This is a genomic window from Corynebacterium kozikiae, from assembly GCF_024580965.1.
Lineage (GTDB): Bacteria > Actinomycetota > Actinomycetes > Mycobacteriales > Mycobacteriaceae > Corynebacterium > Corynebacterium kozikiae.
Genome location: NZ_JANIKJ010000001.1, coordinates 219,450 through 242,246, shown reverse-complemented (window position 1 = coordinate 242,246; position 22,797 = coordinate 219,450). Strand labels below are relative to the sequence as shown.

At 62.6% G+C, this 22,797-nt stretch carries 17 protein-coding genes; 3 read left to right on the top strand and 14 right to left on the bottom strand.

The features are described from left to right. Window positions 1-26: 26 nt before the first annotated feature. From NQ018_RS01050 to gdhA, 13 genes are all read right to left on the bottom strand, one after another. Complete coding sequence (locus NQ018_RS01050) at window positions 27-2,087, bottom strand: [protein-PII] uridylyltransferase (RefSeq protein WP_257057650.1); 2,061 nt, start codon at window positions 2,085-2,087, stop codon at window positions 27-29. Beyond that, complete coding sequence (locus NQ018_RS01045; protein WP_257037293.1) at window positions 2,087-2,425, bottom strand: P-II family nitrogen regulator; 339 nt, start codon at window positions 2,423-2,425, stop codon at window positions 2,087-2,089. Before NQ018_RS01045 ends, NQ018_RS01050 begins: the two co-directional genes overlap by 1 nt. Window positions 2,426-2,470: 45 nt before the next feature. After that, window positions 2,471-3,784 (bottom strand): ammonium transporter, encoded by a 1,314-nt coding sequence (locus NQ018_RS01040; RefSeq protein ID WP_257057648.1) that lies wholly within the window; start codon window positions 3,782-3,784, stop codon window positions 2,471-2,473. A 191-nt stretch (window positions 3,785-3,975) separates the two neighbouring features. After that, window positions 3,976-5,292, bottom strand: a complete 1,317-nt coding sequence (gene ftsY, locus NQ018_RS01035; RefSeq protein WP_257057646.1) for a signal recognition particle-docking protein FtsY — start codon at window positions 5,290-5,292, stop codon at window positions 3,976-3,978. Between the two features lie 53 nt (window positions 5,293-5,345). Beyond that, window positions 5,346-8,741 carry a hypothetical protein gene (locus tag NQ018_RS01030; protein WP_257057645.1) on the bottom strand — a complete coding sequence of 1,132 codons (3,396 nt, stop codon included), beginning with the start codon at window positions 8,739-8,741 and terminating at the stop codon, window positions 5,346-5,348. 10 nt (window positions 8,742-8,751) lie between these two features. After that, window positions 8,752-12,192 carry a chromosome segregation protein SMC gene (gene smc, locus NQ018_RS01025; RefSeq protein WP_257057641.1) on the bottom strand — a complete coding sequence of 1,147 codons (3,441 nt, stop codon included), beginning with the start codon at window positions 12,190-12,192 and terminating at the stop codon, window positions 8,752-8,754. A gap of 11 nt (window positions 12,193-12,203) precedes the next feature. Further along, window positions 12,204-12,515 (bottom strand): acylphosphatase, encoded by a 312-nt coding sequence (locus tag NQ018_RS01020; RefSeq protein ID WP_257057639.1) that lies wholly within the window; start codon window positions 12,513-12,515, stop codon window positions 12,204-12,206. Between the two features lie 5 nt (window positions 12,516-12,520). Then, window positions 12,521-13,999 (bottom strand): alanine/glycine:cation symporter family protein, encoded by a 1,479-nt coding sequence (locus tag NQ018_RS01015; protein ID WP_257057637.1) that lies wholly within the window; start codon window positions 13,997-13,999, stop codon window positions 12,521-12,523. A 108-nt stretch (window positions 14,000-14,107) separates the two neighbouring features. After that, window positions 14,108-15,004 (bottom strand): bifunctional DNA-formamidopyrimidine glycosylase/DNA-(apurinic or apyrimidinic site) lyase, encoded by an 897-nt coding sequence (gene mutM / locus NQ018_RS01010; protein ID WP_257057635.1) that lies wholly within the window; start codon window positions 15,002-15,004, stop codon window positions 14,108-14,110. Beyond that, window positions 14,997-15,773 carry a ribonuclease III gene (gene rnc / locus NQ018_RS01005; RefSeq protein ID WP_257057632.1) on the bottom strand — a complete coding sequence of 259 codons (777 nt, stop codon included), beginning with the start codon at window positions 15,771-15,773 and terminating at the stop codon, window positions 14,997-14,999. The genes mutM and rnc overlap by 8 nt, the downstream gene beginning before the upstream one ends. Further along, window positions 15,770-16,285 (bottom strand): YceD family protein, encoded by a 516-nt coding sequence (locus NQ018_RS01000; RefSeq protein ID WP_257057630.1) that lies wholly within the window; start codon window positions 16,283-16,285, stop codon window positions 15,770-15,772. The genes rnc and NQ018_RS01000 overlap by 4 nt, the downstream gene beginning before the upstream one ends. A gap of 1 nt (window position 16,286) precedes the next feature. After that, window positions 16,287-17,003 carry an SPFH domain-containing protein gene (locus NQ018_RS00995; protein WP_257057628.1) on the bottom strand — a complete coding sequence of 239 codons (717 nt, stop codon included), beginning with the start codon at window positions 17,001-17,003 and terminating at the stop codon, window positions 16,287-16,289. Window positions 17,004-17,148: 145 nt separating this feature from the next. Beyond that, window positions 17,149-18,492 (bottom strand): NADP-specific glutamate dehydrogenase, encoded by a 1,344-nt coding sequence (gene gdhA, locus NQ018_RS00990; RefSeq protein WP_257057626.1) that lies wholly within the window; start codon window positions 18,490-18,492, stop codon window positions 17,149-17,151. A 165-nt stretch (window positions 18,493-18,657) separates the two neighbouring features. Here gdhA and NQ018_RS00985 point away from each other — a divergent pair, with 165 nt between their 5' ends. Continuing rightward, window positions 18,658-19,800: a glycerate kinase gene (locus tag NQ018_RS00985; RefSeq protein ID WP_257057624.1), complete on the top strand. Its 1,143-nt coding sequence runs from the start codon at window positions 18,658-18,660 to the stop codon at window positions 19,798-19,800. Here the strand turns inward: NQ018_RS00985 and NQ018_RS00980 are convergent. Further along, complete coding sequence (locus NQ018_RS00980) at window positions 19,790-20,164, bottom strand: hypothetical protein (RefSeq protein WP_257057622.1); 375 nt, start codon at window positions 20,162-20,164, stop codon at window positions 19,790-19,792. The genes NQ018_RS00985 and NQ018_RS00980 overlap by 11 nt on opposite strands. A 23-nt stretch (window positions 20,165-20,187) precedes the next feature. Between NQ018_RS00980 and NQ018_RS00975 the strand changes: the two genes are divergently transcribed. Further along, window positions 20,188-21,489 (top strand): DUF4921 family protein, encoded by a 1,302-nt coding sequence (locus NQ018_RS00975; RefSeq protein ID WP_257057619.1) that lies wholly within the window; start codon window positions 20,188-20,190, stop codon window positions 21,487-21,489. 9 nt (window positions 21,490-21,498) lie between these two features. Next, on the top strand, window positions 21,499-22,776 hold the full coding sequence (locus NQ018_RS00970; RefSeq protein ID WP_373566866.1) for an amidohydrolase: 1,278 nt from the start codon (window positions 21,499-21,501) through the stop codon (window positions 22,774-22,776). Window positions 22,777-22,797 lie beyond the last annotated feature (21 nt).

Genomic DNA, 22,797 nt, shown 5'->3' with positions numbered 1-22,797 from the left:
GGGTCAAACATTTCCATGCTATCCGATCAGCGCTGTTTCGGCGAAAGCGCTCGCGCCACCGCGCGCTCCACTTCCGCACGTTGGAAGCCCTCTTCAAGTTCGCAGACCATAATCATCGTGGCACCCGGCGTACTTGAGCGCAGCCAGCGCAGCGGCGGCAAGGCCTTCAGCAACGTGCCAAAGGCCCCCATTCGGTCTTGGGTACGCACCTCCAAAATGGGGCCGTTCCAGAACGTGGCAAACAACCCCGGCGCGCCCGCTGGAACCGTCGTGTGCACCTTGGAGGCCAGAATCTGCAGGAAGCGCTGCTCGTCAAAGCCTTTGCCCAGCAGGTTGTAGACCTCAAGGCGGGCGCGCACGCTGCCGGAGAAATCCATCTCCACCTTCTCGATGTTCCATTCCATCGCGGCGATCACGGCAAGCAGGCAGTCAAAGTCGGCAAGGTTGCTGCCATGGAAGGTGATCTCGGCGGAGGTGTTCGACGCGGCCAAGAGCCGCACCCCTAAAGGCATGCTCGCGGGGAGCTGGGGTGGCTGTGGCGGGGCTTGATGGAGCTTGCTGCCGGCACCTGCACAGAGTGTGGCGGTGCCGTATTGCAGGTTTCGCGACCACACTCCGGGGCCTGTGCCTTGGGCGTCTGCGCGCACGAGCACTTCGAGGAGGTCGAGTGTCAGTGGGTCGTAGTTGAGGGCGTCCAGCAACACTTCGGCTACGGCTTCGCTTTGGTAATCCGTGGTGCTCACCAGTTGCGGGATGAGGGTGTGCTGGGCAACCAGTGTGCGGACCACGGCGGTATCTTGCACGGAGAGGTTGAGTTTCTCTGCCATGCCTGCAACCATCTCTGCCCCCACTTCTTCGTGGGGTCGGTCTCGGCCTTTGCCGATGTCATGAAATAGTGCCGCGAGCATCAGCAAATCTGGGCGGGCCACATGCACGCTGTCCTGGGCGCACAGGTTGAGCACCACCAGACTGTGCTGGTCGATTGTGTGGATGTGGATTGGTTCGCGCGGCATCCTTCCGCGGATGTGCTCCCACTCAGGCACGAGCGGCGCCCACAGGCCGTGTTCGTCGAGCTGGCTAATCACCTCTGGGGAACTCAGCAGCGCAAAGAAATCATTGGCCACCACTTCCGGCCACGGTGCACTCAGGGGCGGCAGTTGGCTCAGACGCGCCCAGGTTGGCGCGGAGATAGGCAGGCCCGTGCGTGCGCTTGCTGCGGCCACGCGCAGCAGCAACCCTGGGTCCTCCAAATTGGGGTTGCGCGCCAGCTCAAGCTGGCCTTGGGATTCCACCACATCCACATCCACTGGACGGCGCACCTTTGCGCGTAAAAACGTCCGCTTGGGCAGCACCCCGCGTGCGGTTTCCAAAGCCTGGTTGAGGGCTTGGTCTACAGTGCGTGCCGCCTGCGCAAGCGCCCGCGATAGCTCGTAGCGATCCTTGAACCCGAGGTCTATCGCCACATCGACAGCGAACTCGGGGTCGAGGACGTCGCGCGCGCGTCCCGCGTGGAGGTGGAGCTGCCTGCGCACGTCGAGAAGCAGCTTTCTCTGTTCGCTGAGATCCGGTTGATCCGCGAGGTTTCCCAAGGCCAGCGCCCTGATGAGTTCGATGTCGCGCAGTCCCCCGCGCCCATGTTTGAGGTCGGGGTGGGTCATGGCCACCATGGATCCGCTGCGACGCCAGCGGGCGATCGCGAGGTCTACCACCTGGTCAAAGTTGGCGGCGAGTTGCCTGCGCCACGCTTTGAGCACTTCTTCGCGGGTGGTGCGCGCAAGTTCCTCGTTGCCTGCGATGAAGCGCATGTCCAGCAGTGCGAGTGCGGCGGTGGAGTCTTGGCGCATGATTTCCACGCATTCCAAGGGGGTGCGCACCGCGTAATCCAGGCGGAGTTTGGCGTCCCACACGGGGTACCAGATGTTGGGGTCGATCTCGGTGCCGGGTTCGTGGAGGAGGATGAGGTCTACGTCGGAGTGTTCGGTCATCTCGCCGCGGGCGAGCGATCCGGTGGCAACGAGGCTGGTTCCAATAGGCAAAGCGAGCGCCTGCAACACTGCAAGCGCCCGCGTTTGTGGGTCGGTGGTCACTAGATTGCGGCCTCGCCACGCTCACCCGTGCGGACTCGGACGAGCTCCTCGACGGGGGTAACCCATACCTTGCCGTCGCCGATTTTGCCGGTTTGCGCGGCACGGACTACGGCGTCTACTACGTCGTTCACGGCGGCGTCGGAGACCACTACTTCAACTTTGACCTTGGGGACGAAGTCCACGGCGTACTCAGCGCCACGGTAGACCTCGGTGTGGCCTTTTTGCTGACCAAAGCCCTGGATTTCGGAGACGGTCATGCCATGCACCCCGGCCTGCTCCAGTGCATCCTTCACGTCGGTCAAGGTAAACGGCTTCACAATGGCGGTTACCAGTTTCATGTTCTCATCCCTTCCTGTTGGCTTGTTGGCCCTATTTTCAAAATCTTATAGCGCTGATGCGGCATCGTCATACGCGGACTCACCGTGCTCTGCGGCGTCGATGCCGCCGAACTCGGCCTCGTCATCCACGCGCCAGCCCATGGTGGCCTTCAAGATTGCCGCCAGCACCCAGGAGACGAGGCCCGCGAACAGCATTGCCACAACCGCGATCACGATCTGGACGATGAACAACTTGAAGCCATCCGCACCGCCACCGGTAAGCGCGCCGGCATCCGTGGCCAGCAGGCCCACGCCGACGGTGCCCCACAAACCAGCAACCAGGTGCACGCCCACAACGTCCAGGGAGTCATCAAATCCGAAGCGGTATTTCAGGCCCACACCGAATGCTGCGAGCGCACCGCCGATGGCTCCGAGGATGAGGGAGGTGACTGGGGTGAGCGCACCCGCCGCTGGGGTGATTGCCACGAGTCCGGCGACGATGCCGGAGGCCGCACCGAGGGAGGTTGCGTGGCCGTCGCGGATCTTTTCCACTACCAACCAGCCGAGCATTGCTGCCGCGGTGGCCGCGGTGGTGTTCAACCATGCCAGGCCTGCCAGGCCATCTGCGGCGAAAGCGGAACCACCGTTGAAGCCAAACCAGCCGAACCACAACAGCGCTGCACCGAGCATCACGAATGGCAGGTTGTGCGGGCGCTGTGGAACTTTCATGAAATTGCGGCGCTTACCCACGAGCAGTGCTAGCACCAGGGCGGTGGTACCTGCGGAGATGTGCACCACGGTGCCGCCTGCGAAGTCGATTGGGCTGACCGCCGCCTCGCCGTCCACCAGGCCAAACATCATGCCGGCGAGCGAGATCTCACTGTGGGAGAGCAGGCCGCCGCCCCAAACCATGTGTGCCAGTGGGAAGTACACGAAGGTTACCCAAAGGCCGGAGAACACCAGCCAGGTGCTGAACTTCACGCGCTCTGCCAATGCACCGGAGATCAGCGCAGTGGAGATGACAGCGAAGGTGAGCTGGAATCCAATGTCAATGATGTTGGCGTACCCTGCCGCGCCTTCAATGTACGCGCCGGAGGAATCCACGATGGAGTCCTTCAGCCCGAAGAACTCGAATGGGTTTGCAAACAGGCCTGCCACGGTTTGCGAGCCGTAGGACATCGACCATCCCCACAGAACGTAAATGACTGAAACCACGCCCAATGCGCCGAAGCTCATCATCATCATGTTCAGCACGGACTTCTGCCGTGACATGCCGCCGTAGAAAAATGCCAGCGCCGGCGTCATGAGCAGCACCAACGACGCAGACATCAGCATCCACGCCGCGTTGCCCGAGGACATCAACATCGCTTCATCAGTCATCGCGATCCTCCTAGAGTTCGTTTCCACAAGATCTGTACGCGGATAACTATAGGCCTATAGGAAAGAGTTTCTATAGTTCACTAGATTTGCCATTACCCCCATGAAAGAAAACACCTGTAGAGCTATAGAAAATGGGGGCAGAAAAATACCCCCGCGCACACACGCGGGGGCACCGTCAACGGCGCGAGGCGCTAGCCAAGCAGCGCATCCACAAAGCCTTCCACCTCAAACGGGGCCAGGTCATCTGCACCCTCGCCCAGACCCACGAGCTTCACGGGCACACCGAGCTCCTCTTGGACACGGAACACGATGCCCCCCTTGGCTGTGCCGTCGAGCTTCGTGAGTACCACGCCCGTAATGTCCACAACATCAGCGAAGGTCTTTGCCTGGAGCATGCCGTTTTGGCCAGTGGTGGCGTCGAGCACCAGCAGCACCTCATCCACCTTGGCCTTCTTCTCCACTACTCGCTTCACCTTGCCGAGCTGGTCCATTAGGTTGGTGGAATTGTGCAGGCGGCCCGCGGTGTCCACCAGGACCACGTCGGCACCCCGCTCAACACCTTGCGCCACGGCATCGAAAGCGACGGAGGCGGGATCGGCCCCCTCAGCGCCACGCACGGTGTGCGCGCCTACCCTGCGGCCCCAGGTTTCCAGTTGGTCGGCGGCAGCGGCACGGAAGGTGTCTGCCGCACCGAGCACCACCGAATGCCCCAAAGAGACGAGCACTCGTGCCAACTTGCCGGTGGTGGTGGTCTTACCGGTGCCGTTCACACCCACAACCAGCACCACCGCGGGCTTGCCCTCGTTCGGCATGGCCTTCACTGCACGATCCAGCTCGGGGTGGCAAGCCTGCACGAGCACCTCACGCAGCATCTGGCGGGCTTGCTCTTCACTTGCAACACCTCGCTCGGCGATCGTCTCTCGAAGCTGCGTGACCACCTTGTCCGTGATCTGCACACCGAGGTCGGCCTGCAGCAACATCGCCTCGATGTCCTCCCAAGCTTCCTCATCGAGGTCACCCGCGCTGAGGATTCCCAGCACGGACTTACCGAACACATTCTGTGAGCGCGAAAGACGCCCACGCAGCTTCCCAATCCGCCCCGTCGCAGGCGCGATCTCCTCAACGACTGGTTCTGGCTCTGGTGCGGTTTCAGGTTCCGACGCCACCACGTCTGCCACCTCTGCCTCGGGTTCAGGCTCCACCACTTGTGGCGGGATGACCACTGGTGGCGCAACAACCGGCGGCACCTCCGCGGCCTTTGGCTCCCCAGCAGGCTTGATCTCCTCAGTTACGGGAACAGCCTCTGGGGCTTCGGCTTTTTGGAACTGGAATCCGCCTTGCGCTTGGTAATTTCCAGACTTTTCAGCTTGGGTGAGCTCTTTGGTGGGTTCTGTTTTTTCAAAGCTCACCGTGTTCTTCTTGCGCCGGTTCAGGCCCCAGAAAAGGAGGACAATGAGGATGCCTACAACGACGAGCAGTGCGATGAGCAGCACGAGTGTGGAATTCATGCACATAATCATGCCAAATTCCCTGGCACCTTGCCCCTTTTACCTCCTCATCGCTATGCGATGCCGGGTTTCTTCAATGCCAACACGATGGCCTCGCTGGCTACGAGGTCGCTGGTCACAAGGTCGGGCACGAGGTCCGCAAGCCGCGCCCAGCCGGGGGTTGCCGCCTCCAAAGTCTTGTTGGAGGAAATCAGCCCGTGGGCGTGCAGGCGCGCCACGAGTGCGAAGATTAACGAGACCACAGGAGCCAGGGCCCAGAGGTTTTCCTTCGCGTCGGTGTCCACACCGTCGAGCTTGTCAAAGCGGACCCTTGCCAGCGCGTAGAGCACCCGGTCGGTGGAACGCAGTGTGCGCAGCATGGTCACCGCAGCAGCGATGAGGGCGTTTTCCTGGAACAACTCCACCAGATCTTCGCGCTTGGTGAACGCCTCAAAAACCGCGAGCAAGCGCGAGCCATCATCCATGAGCGCACCCGGCACGATGTTGCTTTGCGCAAAGAACATCTCCAACAAGGCTTCCTGCTGGGCGGAGTCCATCGCCGCAATGGCCACCGTGGAGGAGTCAATGCAGGCGGTGTCCAAGGTGTCGTCGCGGCCCGTGCGCAACGTCTTGAGTAGGTTTGCGCCGGCCACTTGTTCCAGGTGCTCCAACAAAGGCTGGCGTTGCTTACGCAGGTCAGCATCAAGTTGTTCGGGGTCTGCCACCAATTCGTCGAGCTGCCCCAGCAGCGCCAGGGCCGCAACCCATCCGCTGCCGTGCACCGCGCTGCTGCCAAAGCTCGCGCGGACCAACCCCGATTCCACTACCCTGCCGGGCTGTCGCGTGGAGGGAACGAGGGAATCCGCAAGCCCTGCAAGCGCCTGCGCCGGGGCGTTCAGGAAGACCTTGCGCACCGCCTTGACGGCGTCGGCATGCAATGTGCCCGCGCCGATCATGTCCCACAGCAGGGGCATTGCCGCGCCATTGTCAGGCACCTGCTCGCTTTCCCCGGCAAGGAAGGCGGCTAGGCCCGCGAGTGCTGGGTCACTGCCGGCAAAATACCCCGGCTGCTCGAGCGTGACGGCATTCGCCGCCGGTGCCACTGGGGTGACCTGTGTGGCAAAAGGATCCGCCAAGAACGGCTGCACGATGAGCGGCCCGGCATCGCGAAGATCTTCGGGCAACGCCACCTGTCCTTCTGCCGCCGCGAGCGCCCGAGCAGGTTCCCACGGCGCTGTGGCCGGCCACACCCACAAGCTGTACTGCCCCGGCAGACGAATGGCACCGTCCACCAAGCTCAACGTGGGCTCGGGCCCTACCTGCAGGTCAGCGAGCGCAACGGACACTCTCTTGTGAGAGCTGGGATCCGTCCACTGGATGTCCAGGCGGCCAGTGGGCAGGTTCCCGCTTTGACCCACCAGTTTGGCAATCGGCGTGTGATAGGTGGCCATCTGATCCGCCTGTACCTGGTCAGCCTGCTGAAGCCGGGCGCTCGCAAGCGGTGAGCCATGCTGGTTGCAGATCGTGATGAGGGCGTCCTTGAGCTCCCCATAGCCACGCACCCGCAGCGTACCTTCCAGATCAATGTCCCTGGGGCGTAGCGCGAGCCTGCTGGCGCGCCACATCCTTGGTTCGTGCAGCGCTGGCAGCTCGAACACCAGCCGTGGCGGGGTGAACCGAAGTGGCAGTTGGTCGCCTTCGTGCGTGGACACCACAAAGTTGGTGGCAGCTTCCTGCGGACCCACCTTGGCCTCAGTCGCTTCGAAAGGCTTGTCCCCGCTCGCCACCTCCAGGCTGACCTCGCTCAACCCACCCGAAGTGGGGATGCGGAAGGCCTTGTTGGCGCCCTGGATCACCACCTGGGTGCGCATGCCCTCCACAATCGCGTACTCATGCCGGAAGGACTCGCCACGCGGCCCGCGGAGACGGACATGGTATTCGCCCACCCACGGAGCGTCGTAAAGCGTGGGGTCAAACACCTGAAACGCGCCACCTGTGGCGGGAATCTCCAGTTGTTCGGCGGGGACCACTTCCTCGCCCTCGGCGCCGAGCCCACCGTAGGCGGAGATGGTCAGTTGCCACGTCTCCGCTGCCCCGGATGGCGTGGGCGGGAACTCCGCCACCAGCGATTCCGTATGCACTCGCAAACCCGCGAGCGTGCGCACAAAAGGCACCGGCTGCCCAGGATGATGGAAAGTCACACGAGCGCGGGTATCCACGCTGCGCATCCCCACGGCGCCGGCGTGCTCCGCACCCACGCTTTCCGACGCAGCCAAGGCCGCAGCCTCCCGCAAATCCACGCGCCGCAGGGTCCAGCCGGGGAATCCCTCCAGGTCTCCGAGCTCTTCGATGGGTAGTGCGATGCCGCGGACGGGGTCGTGAAGCTGCGTGTCTGCCGGGCAGAGCGCCACCACGCTTGGGTAATGCAGCGAAGCCTTGTCCGTGATGTTCATTCCCCGCTCAGTGAACAGCAACAGGGGGGCCTGGTGATCAATCACAGGCACGGTCCAAGTGATTTGGTGGGTCACGTCTTGGACGATGAGCTCACGCACCGGGGACTCGATGTTGAGGTCCAGCGCCTCGGCAAAACCGGACTCACTGCCCCAGGCAACACCCGTGCGATACACCTTGGTGCTGCCCTCCACATTGACTCGCCAGCTCACCTCGCCGGCAGCCCCGGCCACCTCCTGCTCGGGCAACCGCAGGTACAGCTTGCGCTTCTGCAGATCCAACAGCACGCGGGGACGCAGTTCGCGAGCCGCCACGCCCACGGCGCTCAGACGGTCTGGGGTGTGTGCCGGGCGTTCACGCAACTCCGCGGCAACTGCCTCCACGATGGATCCGCGGAACTGCTCACGGTGGCGGTCGAACCAGCTCTTGGGGTGCGCCAAGCTCAGATCACGAACACCCGTGACCTGTCCCAACACGTTTTGCGCGGCCTCCGGCAACGCGCGCTGGAGTTCCGCGAACATGCTCGGCAGGGTGCTGCGCTGCTCATCCAGATACTCCAGAAGTGGTGCTACCTCGGCGTTGATGAGCCCCGCGTGCAGGCACAGGAGCGTGACCAAATCCAGGCCCTCTTGGCCCGCAAAACCAACCCCTACGGTGCCGAGCAACTCCACCACCAGCTCGGCGTTGAGGCCCTCAGCCAACGCTTCCTGGTGTTCCATTTGCAGACCGGCGGCGTACTCCGCGGCGAAGTTGCGCGGGTCCACCACATCGGCCGCGCGGCTCACCAGGGTAATCAGGGTGAGCGCCGGGCTGATCGTGGCGATGTTTGCAAAGCTCGCCCCCGCTGTGATCTGCCTGTCCAGGAAGATGCCGAAGAAGCGCTCGATCCGCTCAAGTTCATCGCTGCGCAACCCGAGCTCATGGACAAGCTCCAATCCCTTGAGTTGCTGCGCAAGGGTGAGCTCATGTTGAGAAGCCCATCCCAGGAGGGAGTCACTTGGGTCAGCGATGTGGTGCACGTGCACTTCCTTAGTTCGGCTTGGGGGTCATTCGTTGGCTGATCACTCTGGTCACGCCGTCGCCACGCATTGTCACACCATAGAGCACATTGGCTACGTCCATAGTGGGCTTCTGGTGGGTGATCACAATGAGCTGGGAATCTTCGCGCAACTGTTCAAACAGGGCGATGAGGCGGCGCAGGTTGACGTCGTCCAAAGCCGCCTCAACCTCATCCATCACATAAAACGGCGAGGGCCGCGCGCGGAAGATCGCCACCAGCATAGCCAAAGCTGTCAAAGACTTCTCACCGCCGGAGAGCAGGGAAAGCCTCTTTACCTTCTTCCCAGGTGGGCGCGCCTCCACCTCAATGCCCGTGGTGAGCATGGAGTCCGGTTCGGTGAGCACCAGCTTGCCTTCACCGCCGGGAAACAGCGTGTCAAACACCTTCGGGAACTCAGCCGCCACATCGTGCCAGGCGTCCGTAAACAATTGCAGGATCTTAGCGTCTACGTCGGTAATCACATCGGTAAGGTCCCGGCGCGCCTGCTCCACGTCCGCCAGTTGGGTACTCAAGAACTCGTAGCGTTGTTCCAGGGCCTTGAACTCCTCCAGAGCCAGTGGATTGACCTTGCCCAGGGCGTTGAGGTCCTTTTCCGCTTGGCGCAGGCGGGCGCGCTCGAGCTCCACGTCGAAAAGACCCTGCGGGGCGTAATCGCGCAGTACCTCTTGCGCCGGCACGCCAAGTTGCTCGGTGATTTTGGCGTGGACTTCCTCCCGCCTGGTCTGCACCTCGCCCAGCCGCAGTTGGCGGGCATGCGCGGTGTCCTTGCTTGAGCCAAGGTGCGCCTGGAGAGTCTTTGCTCGGTCCTTGGCCGTGGAAAGCTGGCTGGTGACCTGCTGTTTCCGGGCGCTGGTCTCCTGCTTAGCGGCTGTTGCCCGCTCGAGCGCGCTGGCAACCCTGCGTCCCACCGCTTCGGACTGCTCGGCAACCACCTGTGCCAGGCGCGCCTGCTTCATCCGGTGCTCCATCGCCGCCAGGTGGCGTGCTTTCGCTTGGCGTTCGGATTGTGCCTGCCTCCGCAGCCCCTCAGCGCGGCCTTTTGCCTGTTCAGCTTTGTCCTGTGCGCTGCGCAGCGCGAGTTTTGCCTCCATCTCCATAGCGCTTGCCTGCCGGAGGGCCGCCGCGGCTTCGTCGCGCGCCAGGGTGGATGGCTCTTGTGCGCTCGGTTGTTCCTCAACTCGCGCGAGCCGATCTGCGGTGTCCTCCAGCAACTCTTGTGCAGCGGCCAGGCGTGTGCGCGCTTGTTCGAGCCGCTCGGCCGACTTACGCTGGCCTGCCTGGCCGTGCTGCGCCTGCTGCTCCAAACGGCGCAGTTCCCGCTCAAGGCCCCCGATCGCCTGCGTATGTTCCCTATGCGTGGCTGTGGTCTGGGCAACGGCCACGCGAGCCTCCGCCGCCGCCTGTTTTGCTCCCTCGAGCGTGCCCGAAATCTCCAGCAACTGCGCGCGCACCTCCTCCAGCTCGGTGCTCGCCTGGGCGACCAAGCTGGCAACCTCTACGCCGGAAGCAACGGTGGAACCAAAGCTCACCCAGCCTTGCCCCACCAGCACACCCTGTTTGGTCACCGCGCGCAGCCTGGGGTCCGCCTCAACCAACGCCCGAGCCTGCTGCGTGTCCTCTGCGCACACAACGTCCACAAGCACGCGGTTCACGGCCGCTTGAATCTGCGGCGCTACTTCCACGACGTCCAATAGCCAGCGCACATCCTCCTGCACCATGCGCCAGGGCTCCCCCGCCGTAGGCGCCACCACAGCGGTGCGGCTGACGTTTTCCGCAAGCTCATCGACGACGCCGGCGTCCAGCTCCCCGACGAGTGCATTCGCGAGCTCACCGAGTGCTGCGGCGAGGGCGGATTCATAGCCCGGCTCAACGGTGATGAGCTGAGCTAGGGGCGAAAGCTCAAGTTCTGGTTGGTTGCCCAAGTCCGCTTTCGGCGCTTGCACCTCCAGTGTCTCAATACGCGATTCCAGCCTGGAGACCTGCTGCTGTAACCCAACGTGGCTCGCACGAAGCTGCTCCAAGCGGGCCTCTGCGGCCTCTGCCTCCGACTGCGCCTGTTCCGCCGCCTCCTTCAGCGGTGCCGCTGCGTGCTGCGCCTGCCTCAGCTCGGTTGTTGCGCGTTCCAGTTGCTGCTTCGCCCTCTGGTACGCCTCTTCCGATTCAGCCCAAGCCGCCTGAAGGTGGGCAATTTCCTGTTCTGCCTGCACCACGGCGTTACTGTGGGTTTCCCGGGCGGCGAGCAGGCGCACCACGCCCTCCCGGCGGTCCGCGATGGCACGAACCGCCTTGAGGTGTTCCTCATCAGCCAGTTGGGCCTGTTCACGGCACTGCTCAACCTGCTCACTCACCGCCTCCAGGCGGGCCTGGAGCACTTCTACATGTTCGTGAAGTTCTTCTAGGTGCTCCTGTGCCGCCTCGGCTTTGGCATCGAGCTCGTCAGGATCCGCCCCGCTGTAGGGCACCGCGGTGGAGTTGCGGGCCCGGTCATGGGCAATGCGGGTGGTCGCCGCCACGCGCTCGGCCAATGCGGAGAGCTCAAACCACAGGGACTGCGCTGCCTCGGCCTCAGCGGTGCACTGTTCGAGCTCTTCCTCCAGGGTGACCTGTACTTCCAGAGCCTCCTCCGTAGCGCCGGTGAGTTCCTCAAGTTTTTCCAGCTCGGTGCGCAGGGCGGCGTTGGCCTGGGCCAACTGCTGTTCCAAGTCATCGAGTTCAAATCCCGCCACCTTCAGGCGGGCGTCACGCAGCGTTGCCTGCACCGTGGCGGCTCGCTTTGCTGCTTCTGCTTGGCGGGCCAACGGCTTGAGTTGGCGGCGCAGCTCCTCCGTGAGGTCCGTAAGCCTATCCAGGTTGGCCTGCATCCCCACCAGCTTGCGCTGTGCCTTTTCCTTCCGCCTGCGGTGCTTCAGCACACCCGCGGCTTCCTCAATGAAGGCGCGGCGGTCTTCCGGGCGGGACTCCAAAATTTGTGCGAGGCGCCCCTGCCCCACGATCACATGCATTTCCCGGCCAATACCGGAATCCGAGAGCAATTCTTGGATATCCATGAGGCGAGCGCGTGAGCCATTGATCTCGTACTCGCTGGCACCGTCGCGGAACATCCGCCTGGTTACCGAGACTTCGCGGTACTCGATCGGCAAGGCGCCATCGGAATTATCAATGGTAAGCGTGACCTCCGCGCGGCCGAGCGGCTTGCGCTCGCCGGCGCCAGCAAAAATCACGTCCTCCATTTTGCCGCCGCGCAGCGTCTTTGCCCCCTGCTCGCCCATCACCCAGGCGAGCGCGTCCACCACGTTTGACTTGCCGGAGCCGTTGGGCCCCACCACAGCGCAGATGCCGGGCTCAAACTTCAGGGTGGTTGCAGACGCAAAGGACTTAAACCCCTTGAGCGTCAGCGACTTCAAATACACGAGGAACCATTCTAGCGCTCCACAAACCCTTGCACACCGCGCGCCGCGCCCCACTGCACCGCCAGGAAATCTACGTGCCCTGGGCGTCGGTACGCCCTGGATTCCTCCCCCAATTCAGCCTCCGGGGCGAGCCGCCGGGCAAGCTCTTCGCAGGCCTGCCGCGGGCCCTCCGCGGTGACGCACACGCGGCCGTCGGGCATGTTGGTGGCAGCACCCGCAAGACCAAGCTCCAGGGCCTGGCCGCGGGTCCACCACCGAAACCCCACCTGCTGCACGTGGCCGTGCACGAAGGCTGTCAAGCGCACATCCGCATCAACACGCATGGAACCTACACTTCGCGCACGATCTGGCCACCGCGGCGGGTGACGGCGTCGGAACCATCCCAGCACTCAACGTTCTTCAGCTCTGGGAGCATGTCACGGTGGAACACTGGGTCCAGGCCCTTGGCCTTCTGCTGGGAGTAGTTGCGCAGGAGCTTCACCGCTACACCGCCGAGAGGAACGATTGCGATCAGGTTGATCACCACCATGGTTGCCGCGAAGGTATCACCCAGTGCCCACACCAGTGGCAGCGGGGAAATCGCACCCAAGAACACGCAGGCCAGAACCAGTACGCGGAACCCGTTAACCGCCAGTGGGTTGGTGGTGAAGTACTCCAAGTTGGTCTCTGCAAGGTAGTAGTTGCCGATCACGGAGCTGAATGCCAGGAAGAACAGGATGATGGTGACAAAGTGCACGCCCCACGCTCCGACCTCACTTGACAGCGCGCTCTGAGTCAAAGATGCACCCTGGACGTCCGCGCCATATACAGGGTTGGACAGCAGAATGATGAAGGCAGTGATGGAACATACCAGCAGGGTGTCAAAGTACACGCCCAAGGTCTGCACCAGGCCTTGCTTCACTGGGTGAGAAACCGTTGCGGTTGCCGCTGCGTTTGGCGCAGAACCCTGGCCCGCTTCATTGGAGAACAAGCCGCGGCGCATACCGTTCATGAATGCCGCACCGACCGCAGCACCTGCGATCTCCTTGAAGCCGAGTGCGTGGCCCACAATGTCCGCAATCATGCCAGGCACCGCGTCGATCCGCAGGATCAGGACCAGGATGCCCACAGCGAGGTACGCGAGCGCCATCACTGGGACCACAATCTGGGTGAAGTTCGCAATGCGGTGCACGCCACCGAAGATGATCACACCGGTGATGACCACCAAAATCAGGCCAATAATCCCCTTGAAGGAAGTGGAGCTGGAATCGATCACGCCGGCAAAGCTAGAGCTGGTGGCCTCCACAATGGAGTTGGCCTGAATGGAGTTGTAGACAAAGCCGTAGGTGATGGTGATTGCCACACCGAAGATCACGGCCAGCCACCGCATGTTCAGCCCGCGCGTCATGTAGTACGCAGGGCCGCCGCGGTAAGTCCCGTCCGGGTTCTTGGTCTTCCACAACTGTGCGAGCGTTGCCTCCACGAAGGAGGTTGCACCACCCAGAAGGGCGATCATCCACATCCAGAACACCGCACCTGGGCCACCCAGGGTGATGGCCACGGCTACGCCGGCCACGTTACCGGTGCCCACGCGCGAGGCCGCGGAGATGGTGAATGCCTTGAAGGCTGAGATGCCTTGCTCATCGGTGTGGGAGTCTTCTGGATGCGGCTTTTCCTTCACCGCACGGAACATGTCCGGGATCATGCGGAGCTGCACCACGAGGGTCCGAGCACCGAAGTACACACCGGCCGCGATCAGCAGGAAGGGAATGACTTTCCAGTAGTTGTCATTAATCACGTCTGTGACAAATGCTGTGACGCTATCCATACATTGCACCTTTACGGGACTGGTTTCTCAGGAGTTCTCAAGTGACGGAGAGAACTGATGTCTCCCACGTTAGCTGCGCACCACACCTGATACACAATTTCTGCCACGTCACTTGTGCCTGCGATACCTCTTCTTTTGGCAGTTTGGGCAAACCGTGGAGGAACGATTCATGAATTGGATCCTGCGCATCACAGCGCCGCAGCGGTCACAGGGCGTGCCGCCGCGACCATAGGCGTGCAGGGAAACATCGAAGTAACCAGACTGCCCATTGACGTTCACATACAGCGCATCAAAACTCGTACCACCCTGCTCTAAAGCCCGCCGCATCACCTGCTGGCCATGCTCTAACAGCTCGCGCAGCCGAGGTAGGCCAATTGCCTGAGCAGAGGTTTCCGGGTGGATGCGTGCTGCCCACAGCATTTCATCGGCGTAAATATTGCCAATACCAGACACAATCCCCTGGTCCAGCAGTAACCGCTTGATCCCTACGTCGCGGCTCTTGAGCGCTCGCGCCACCTGAGCCAGGTCCAATGTGGGGTCCAGGAGGTCCTGCGCAATGTGAGCCATGTGCGATGGCAAGCGGCTGTCCGCTCGGGGGTCATATTCACTGGGCCGCCAGTACCCAAAGGTGCGCTGGTCCACGAACCACAGCTCATTGCCGTTGTCCATCCGCGCGCGAATCCTGAGGTGCGGATGCTCTCCCCCATGAGCGCCCCCATCTTTCACGAGCATCTGCCCGCTCATTCCAAGGTGCACAATCACCGGCAGCACCGGATCTCCAGCACCACTCTCCGCCGCCGCGGCGCAGTCGAGCCAGAGGAACTTGCCGCGCCGGCGCACGTCGGAAATTGTTGTTCCGGTGAGCATGCCCTCTACTTGCGCGGGGCCACCCTCACTGTGGCGTACAGCGCGCGGGTGCAGCACTTCTACTGCATCGAGACGTCGGCCGCGGACGTGCTCTTCCAAACCGCGCCGGACCACCTCAACTTCCGGCAGCTCAGGCATGCTCGGCCAGGCGTTTGAGCTGCGCTACCAGCGAGGGTTCGTTTTGCACGCGGGCAACAGCCTGTTTTGCGGCTTGCTGCTCGGCGGCCTTTTTGTTCTTGCCGGCACCGTGCCCGATTTCCTCACCGAACACCACGGCCGCAACCTCGAAGTGCTTCTCGTGCTCTGGGCCCGAGGCCTCGGCGGTGTAGGTGGGCGCTGGAAGTTTGCGCTCTGCGAGGCGCTCCTGCAGGGTGGTTTTCCAATCCTGGTAGATCGCCTCAGCCGAAGCCTCGTTGATCTTGGTTTGGAACAGCCGAAGCACCGTTGCTCTGGCCACCTCGAAGCCATGCTCCAGGTAGATCGCGCCGAGCATCGCCTCGGTGGTGTCCGCCAGGATGGAGTCCTTCTCGCTGCCGCCGGTGGCGAGCTCACCCTTGCCCAGGAGGATGTGCTCTCCGAGCCCGATTTCGCGAGCGACGGCGGCAAGACCGTAGCGGCTCACCACTGCGGCGCGCATCTTGGAGATGTGGGATTCAGGGAGCGCGGGGTACTGCGCGAAGAGTTGTCCGGCCACGGACAGGCCCAGCACCGCGTCGCCCAAAAACTCAAGACGCTCGTTGTTGGGCAGATTGCCGTGTTCGTTACCAAAGGAACGATGCGTGAGCGCCAGGCGGAGGCCTTCCGCGCTCAAGCTCACCCCAAAGGCCTCGAGCAGCGGCGCGTGGTCTTTGGCCCCAAAGGCTTCCTCCCACGCCTGCTCGGGGCTGAGTTTATGTTTCCTACTCACAGGAATTTCTCCAGTCCAGCCCAGCGCGGGTCGGTGGGCTGCCCTTGGGTTTCACCAGAAACACCATCCGGCTCCGGCACGTCGCCGTGCTCGCAGCCGCCCTCGCACACCGGGTTGAAGGGCAGGTTGAGGCCGGCCTCGTCCAGGAAGGATTGCAGCAGGTCAATGGTGTCATTGACCACCACTGGCAGTTCGTCTTCGTCTTCTTCGGCGGCTTCGCCCTGAATGAAGTCTTCACTGGCTGCGAATACTTCGTTAATACTCAAATCCACCTCTGGGGAAAGGGCGGTGAGGCAGCGCGAGCACTGCCCCTGCAGGGTTGCGTGCAGCGTTGCGTCCGCCATGACGGCCTCGCCCAGTGGGGTCAGCGCGGCGTCGATACGTACCTCTGCCCCCTCTGGGATCGCGATCATCGCGGGGCCAATACGCTGCGGCGCCGGGCCCTCCTGGGTGAGTGTTTCCGGCATGCCGCTGCGCAGCAACTGCCCCACCTCAAAAACAAATGGGTTCATGTTATTCGCGTCCTGCTCCCGTTCCCGCTCCAGAGACCCCGGCTCCGCGGCGCAGCGCTGCCTTATCCCGCGACACTTGGCGCAGGGTTGCGGAAAGGGACTCTTCAAACTCGCTGAGCTTCTTTTCCACGAAGGCGTCGCACTCGCTGCGCAGGTGGTTGGAATCGGCGTGCGCCTTGTCCACGATGCGGTGGGCTTCTTCGTTCGCGCGGCGCACCACCTCGGAGTCAGACACTAAGCGGTGCTGCTCCGCCAGGCCCTCATCCACGGAACGCTGGTACTGGTCGTTTCCGGAGGCAACCAGGCGCTCGGCTTCAGCTTGGGCGCGGCCCAGGGTGTCATCGGCTTGCCGACGCGCGTCGTCAACGATCCGCGCGGCGTCGTCCTGCGCCTTCGCCACCGTGGTGTGCGCACGGTTCTCCGCGTCACCCACCATGGCCTCGGATTCTTCGCGGGCGCGGGTCACCATGGAGTGCGCCTCATGCTCAGCGTTGCCCACCAGTTCATCGGCGCGGTCCTGGGCGCCGCGGATGATTTCATCGCGCTGGTCCAAGACGTCCTGTGCGTCATCGATCTCCACAGGCAGAGCGTTGCGGAGGTCATCGAGCAGGGCCAACATGTCATTGCGGGGCACCATGCAATTGGAGGTCATGGGCACGCCGTAGGCCTGCTCCACGGTTTGGACGAGTTCATCAAGAGCTTCGAAGACACGGTACATGCTAGCGAGTCTAGCGGCGCAATCCGACGAGGCGCTGCAACACCACCGTCACCAGCCAAAAAGAAACCGCACACAAAAGAAACCGCACCCCACGGCCAAGGGCCATAGAGTGCGGCGGGATGATTGGGGTGTGGGGTCACACCGTTTAGATCACACCCTGTGCGAGCATCGCGTCTGCCACCTTTTTGAAGCCGGCGATGTTTGCGCCAACCACGTAGTCACCTTCGTGACCGTATTCACGGGCGGTTGCCTCACAGGTGCGGAAGATGTTGCGCATGATCTCGTGCAGGCGCTGGTCGGTGTACTCAAAGGACCAGGAGTCGCGGGATGCGTTCTGCTGCATTTCCAGAGCGGAGGTAGCAACGCCACCAGCGTTGGCTGCCTTACCTGGGCCAAAGACCACGCCCTTCTCGCGGAAGACCTCAACTGCCTCTGCGGTGGAAGGCATGTTTGCGCCCTCGGCCACAAACTGGCAGCCGTTGTCTGCGAGGGTGCGTGCGTGCTCGTCGTTGAGCTCGTTCTGGGTGGCACATGGCAGAGCCACGTCGCAGGCCAGATCCCAAATGGAACCCTCGGAGTGGAAGGTTGCGCCCTCTACCTCGTCCACGTACACGGAGACGCGCTCGCGGCGAACTTCCTTGATGTCCTTCAGCTTTGCCACGTCAACACCTTCTGGGGTGTGAACGTAACCGGAGGAATCGGAGAAGCCGATCACGGTTGCGCCGAGTTCCTGTGCCTTCTCGATGGCGTAGATTGCCACGTTGCCGGAGCCGGAAACGATGACCTTCTTGCCGTTGAAGGAGGTGCCGTGTGCCTTCATCATTTCGCTGGTGAAGTACACGCAGCCGTAGCCGGTTGCTTCGGTGCGCACCAGCGAGCCACCCCAGGTGAGGCCCTTGCCGGTGAGCACGCCAGACTCGTGCTGGTTTGCCAGGCGGCGGTACTGGCCAAACAGGAAGCCGATCTCGCGGCCGCCCACGCCAATGTCACCCGCTGGAACGTCACGGTATTCGCCGATGTGGCGGTGCAGCTCGGTCATGAAGGACTGGCAGAAGCGCATGATTTCTGCGTCGGACTTGCCCTTGGGGTCAAAGTCGGAACCACCCTTGCCGCCGCCGATCGGCAGGCCGGTGAGGGAGTTCTTGAAGATCTGCTCGAAGCCCAGGAACTTGATGATGCCCAGGTTCACGGATGGGTGGAAACGCAGGCCACCCTTGTATGGGCCGAGTGCGGAGTTGAACTGCACGCGGAAGCCGCGGTTGACCTGCACCACGCCTTCGTCGTCAACCCAGGGCACGCGGAAGATGAGCTGGCGCTCTGGCTCGCAGAGGCGCTGGATCAGGCCGTAGTCAGCGTAATGTGGGTCCTTCTCCAACACGATCTTCAGGGATTCCAGCACTTCACCGACAGCCTGGTGGAACTCTGGCTCGCCGGCGTTTCGCTTGAGCAACTGCTCATGGTATTCCCGGACCTGCTCTTCAATAGACAATTCAAGGTTCCTTTCTCATGCTCATGCGTCTCACCACTTGCGGCGTAGCCTGGGCGAATCACAGGAGAATACTATTGACCGTGTTGAAGTATAGAGCACAACTTCGCCCAAACGTGTGCCAGCTCTCCCACCAGAGTCGCTCTAGCCTGCAGAAAGGTACCTATAGTGCAATCGAACACAGCCACCGAATCCGCCAAAACACACCTGAACATCGTGATCGCCCCGGACTCCCTGAAGTCCACCGCGAGCGCCCCCGATGCCGCAAGGTGGTTGCGCGAAGGCGCGTTGGCGGCTTGCGCGGCGGCTGGCATCACCCCTGAGATCCAGGTAGTCCCCATGGCTGACGGGGGTGAAGGGACCGCTGCCTGCTTTGCGGGCCAGGTGGTCACGCTGCCCACCACGGATGCCATCGGTAGGCTCACCGAGGCCAGCTATGTGTTCGACCCCAGCACCACCACCGCCTACATTGACATCGCCGCAGCCAGCGGTTTGCCCCAAGTACAGGACTCCCTCCAGCCGCTGCAGGCGGATACTTTCGGCACCGGCGTGCTCATCGCCGATGCCCAAACCCGCGGCGCCACCCGCATCGTCCTGGCCCTCGGCGGTAGCGCCAGCACCGACGGCGGCACCGGCATTCTCACGGCCCTGGGCGCCCAACCGCTCGACGAGCGCGGTCTCCCGCTGCGCCCCGGCGGTGGTGATCTGCACCGCGTGGCCAGCGTGGATACAGCCCAGCTCAACATCCCGGCCGCCGCTGTGGAATGGGTTTTGCTTGCCGACGTCCACGCCACCGCCACCGGCCCCACGGGCACCGCTGCCACCTATGGCCCGCAGAAGGGCGCCAACCGGGAACAAGTTGCCCTGCTCGAAGGCGGCATAGCCCAGTGGTGTGAGGTCTCCGGCATTGACCCGCAGGTGCCCATGCTCGGGGCGGCTGGCGGCGTAGCCATTGGCATCTTCTGGCTCAGCAGCCTCTTGCACGGCAGCGGCGAGCATGTGCATCTGCTACCCGGCGCGCAGGTGGTGGCGGAAACGCTGGGTCTGCCGGAACGAGCAAACAAGGCCGATTTGATCATTACCGCCGAGGGCGGCTTTAACGAGCAGTCCCTTGACGGCAAAGTGGTGGGCACGGTGCTGGACCTAGCCGGCCCGAACACCACCGTGGCGGTTGCTGCGGGAAGCTTTCACAGCCCCCTACCCACTACCAACACCCTCAAAATTGAGCTGCCCCAGGATGAGCAGGTACGGGAGCAGCTTCTGTGGGCGGGCAGGAACGCCGTAGAGCAGTATCTGCAGGTTAGTCGGTGATTTGCATGGTCCAGGGGTAGGCCACCGTGTCCACGGGCAGTGCAGCCGCCGGCGCGAGCAGGCGCGAGTAGAGCATGGCTACTTGGTTGAGGCTGCGCGCTCCTTCAACCTTTACGCTGAATCGGTGCATTTCATAGGTCTGCTCGACTGCTACGGGTTCGTCTTTGTCCCCCGCCTGTTCCCGCAGGACTTCGATGAGTTGCTGGCGCGTGGCGGCGTCGGTACCCGCATCGCTTGTGTGCGTGACGGTGGCGTCCTGGACGAGTGCATCGCGGATGAGTAGCGCACTGAGTTGTTCGAATCGCGCGGGGGTGAGTGCTGCGGCTTTGGGGTCGATGAAGCAGTCGAAGTGAATGGAAGCCATGCGGCCAGACTAGCCTAGAACGCATGAGCAAGTCCTTCCTGCAAAAGATGCCCGACGGCACCGTGAAACAACTGAATCCTTTTTCTGGGACGCAGGCCTGGACGGTCACTGGCCGCGGCAACCGCCCGCTTGGGCTGCCCGTGGTTGACCCGAAGCCGCTGGATCCGCAAGACCACGTTGCGTTCTGCGCGTTTTGCCAGGATCGCATGTTGGAAACGCCCCCGGAGAAGGCGCGCATGGTGGGCGGGCAGATCATCACTGGGGTGATGGCGGAGGATCTTGGCGCTACCCAGGCGGATTTCCGCCGCGTGGCCAACCTGTTTGAGATCGTGACCTACGAGTATTGGCAGGCCAACTACGGCTACCATATGCCCGAGGAGCTGGAGCGTTGGTTCGCGCGCTATGTTGGCACCTCGCAGGGCCTTGAGCATGTGCTGCGCTCGGTGCGCACGAAACGCCAGGCGTCAGGTCGCGGTGCCGACGCCCCCCAGTCGGAACTGCTCGCACAGGCTGCCCCGTTCTTCGGCGGCGGCCATGACCTCATTATCGGCCGGCGTCACTTTATCGATGGTGCTACCGATGACAGTCAGCTCGCCGGGTCGGGCACGCTGCACCCCGACGAGCACGCCGAGTTGATTGCATTTACGGTTGCCAGCACCAAGGCGCTCTACGCCCAGAACCGCTACGCGCCGTATGTGGCAGTGTTCCAAAATTGGCTGAAGCCCGCGGGCGCGTCCTTTGACCATTTGCACAAGCAGTTGGTGGCCATTGATGAGCGCGGCCGCAGCCTTGAGGATGAGATTGCGAAGCTGCGCCAAAACCCCAATATGTATAACGAGTGGGCGGTGGACTACGCGGCGAGCCAAAACCTCATCATCGCGGAAAACGAGCACGCCATCTTGTTCGCCGGGTTTGGGCACCGCTACCCCACCTTGGAGGTGTATTCCAAGTCCGCCACCTCAGAGCCGTGGCTGCAGTCACCGGAGGAGGTGCGCGCGATGAGTGACCTCATCCACGCTGCCCACGCCGCTGCCGGCCCTGATGTTCCCTGCAATGAGGAGTGGCACCATAAGCCGGCGGACCTGGATATGCCGATGCCCTGGCGCGTGATGATCAAATGGCGCGTATCCAACCTGGCTGGTTTTGAAGGCGGCACCAAGATCCACGTGAACACCCTTTCGCCGTGGGATGTGCGCGACCGGGTGGTGGACACCATGTATGCACTGCGCAACCAAGAAAAGATTGCGCGCAATATCCTCATTGCTACTGAATGCAAGGTAGAGCGCAATTCACTGCGCTACAACCCATTTTTGTATCTGCGGTAGGTTGATCACATGCTTCTGACGTCCAACTCTTCCAGCGAATCTCATATCGCTTCCCTGATTGCCGCCTTCGCTCCAGACCCGGATTGGCAGCGCGACCTCTACCGCAAGCTGCATGCCAACCCGGAGCTTTCCGGCAAGGAAATTGAGACGGCGCGGATGATCGCCCGCGAGCTTGGGCGTTTTAACGCAGAGGTGACCACCAACATCGGCGGCAACGGAATGGTGGCGGTGTTCCGCAATGGCCCCGGTCCGACGGTGCTGATGCGCGCTGATTTTGACGGCCTCCCGGTAAAGGAGGAATCCGGGCTTGAGTGGGCCTCGCACAAAATCGACTATTCCGGCCAAACCCCCACCCCAGTGATGCACGCATGCGGCCACGATATGCACACCACCGCGCTTCTGGGAGCCTGCCAGGTGCTAGATTCCGCCCGGGAGCACTGGAGCGGGACCTTTATTGCCCTGTTCCAGCCTTCTGAGGAAAATGGCGCTGGCGCTGCCCGAATGGTGGCCGACGGCCTTGCAGAAGCCATACCCAAGCCGGACGTCTGCTTTGGCCAGCATGTGATCGCAGGTCCCGCGGGCCAGGTGAGCAGTATGCCGGGGGCGGCGCTCGCCTCCTGCGACTCCATTGAGATTGTGCTCACCGGCCAAAGCGCGCACGGTTCCATGCCGCACAATGCGATCGACCCCACCTTTTTGGCCGCAATGATCGTGATCCGCCTCCAAGGCATCGTGGGCAGAGAGATCCCGCCCCACGAGTTCGCCGTGGTTTCCGTTGGCACCTTGGAGTCCGGCAATTCCAACAACACCATCCCCGGGCAGGCCCGAATCGTGCTGAATTGCCGCACCTACAACGAGGAGATCAAAGCGCAACTCTACGCCGCCATCGAGCGAGTAGTGCGCGGCGAATGCAAAGCTTCCGGCACCACCGTGGACCCCACCTTCCGCTATTTCGCCCACGGCCCCCTTACGGACAACACCCCGGAGGTCTTCCGGCGGGTTCGCGCGACCTTTGACCAGGTGTTCGGCCCAGACTCTACCGACGCCACCCGCTGGACAGCTTCCGAGGACTTTGCAAACCTCCCGGAGGCCTTCGGCGCCCCATACCTGTTTTGGACTGTTGGTGTGACCCCGCGCGAACAGTGGGACAAAGCCCTGGCGGAGGGCAACGTGGCGGAAACGATTCCAGTGAACCACATGGGCACCTTCGTGCCGGACTATGAGCCGACGGTCCACGCCACCACCTCAGCGGCGGTAGCAGCAGTGCTCACCTACCTGAGAAAGTGAAAAAAGCAACAGCTTTGCGGG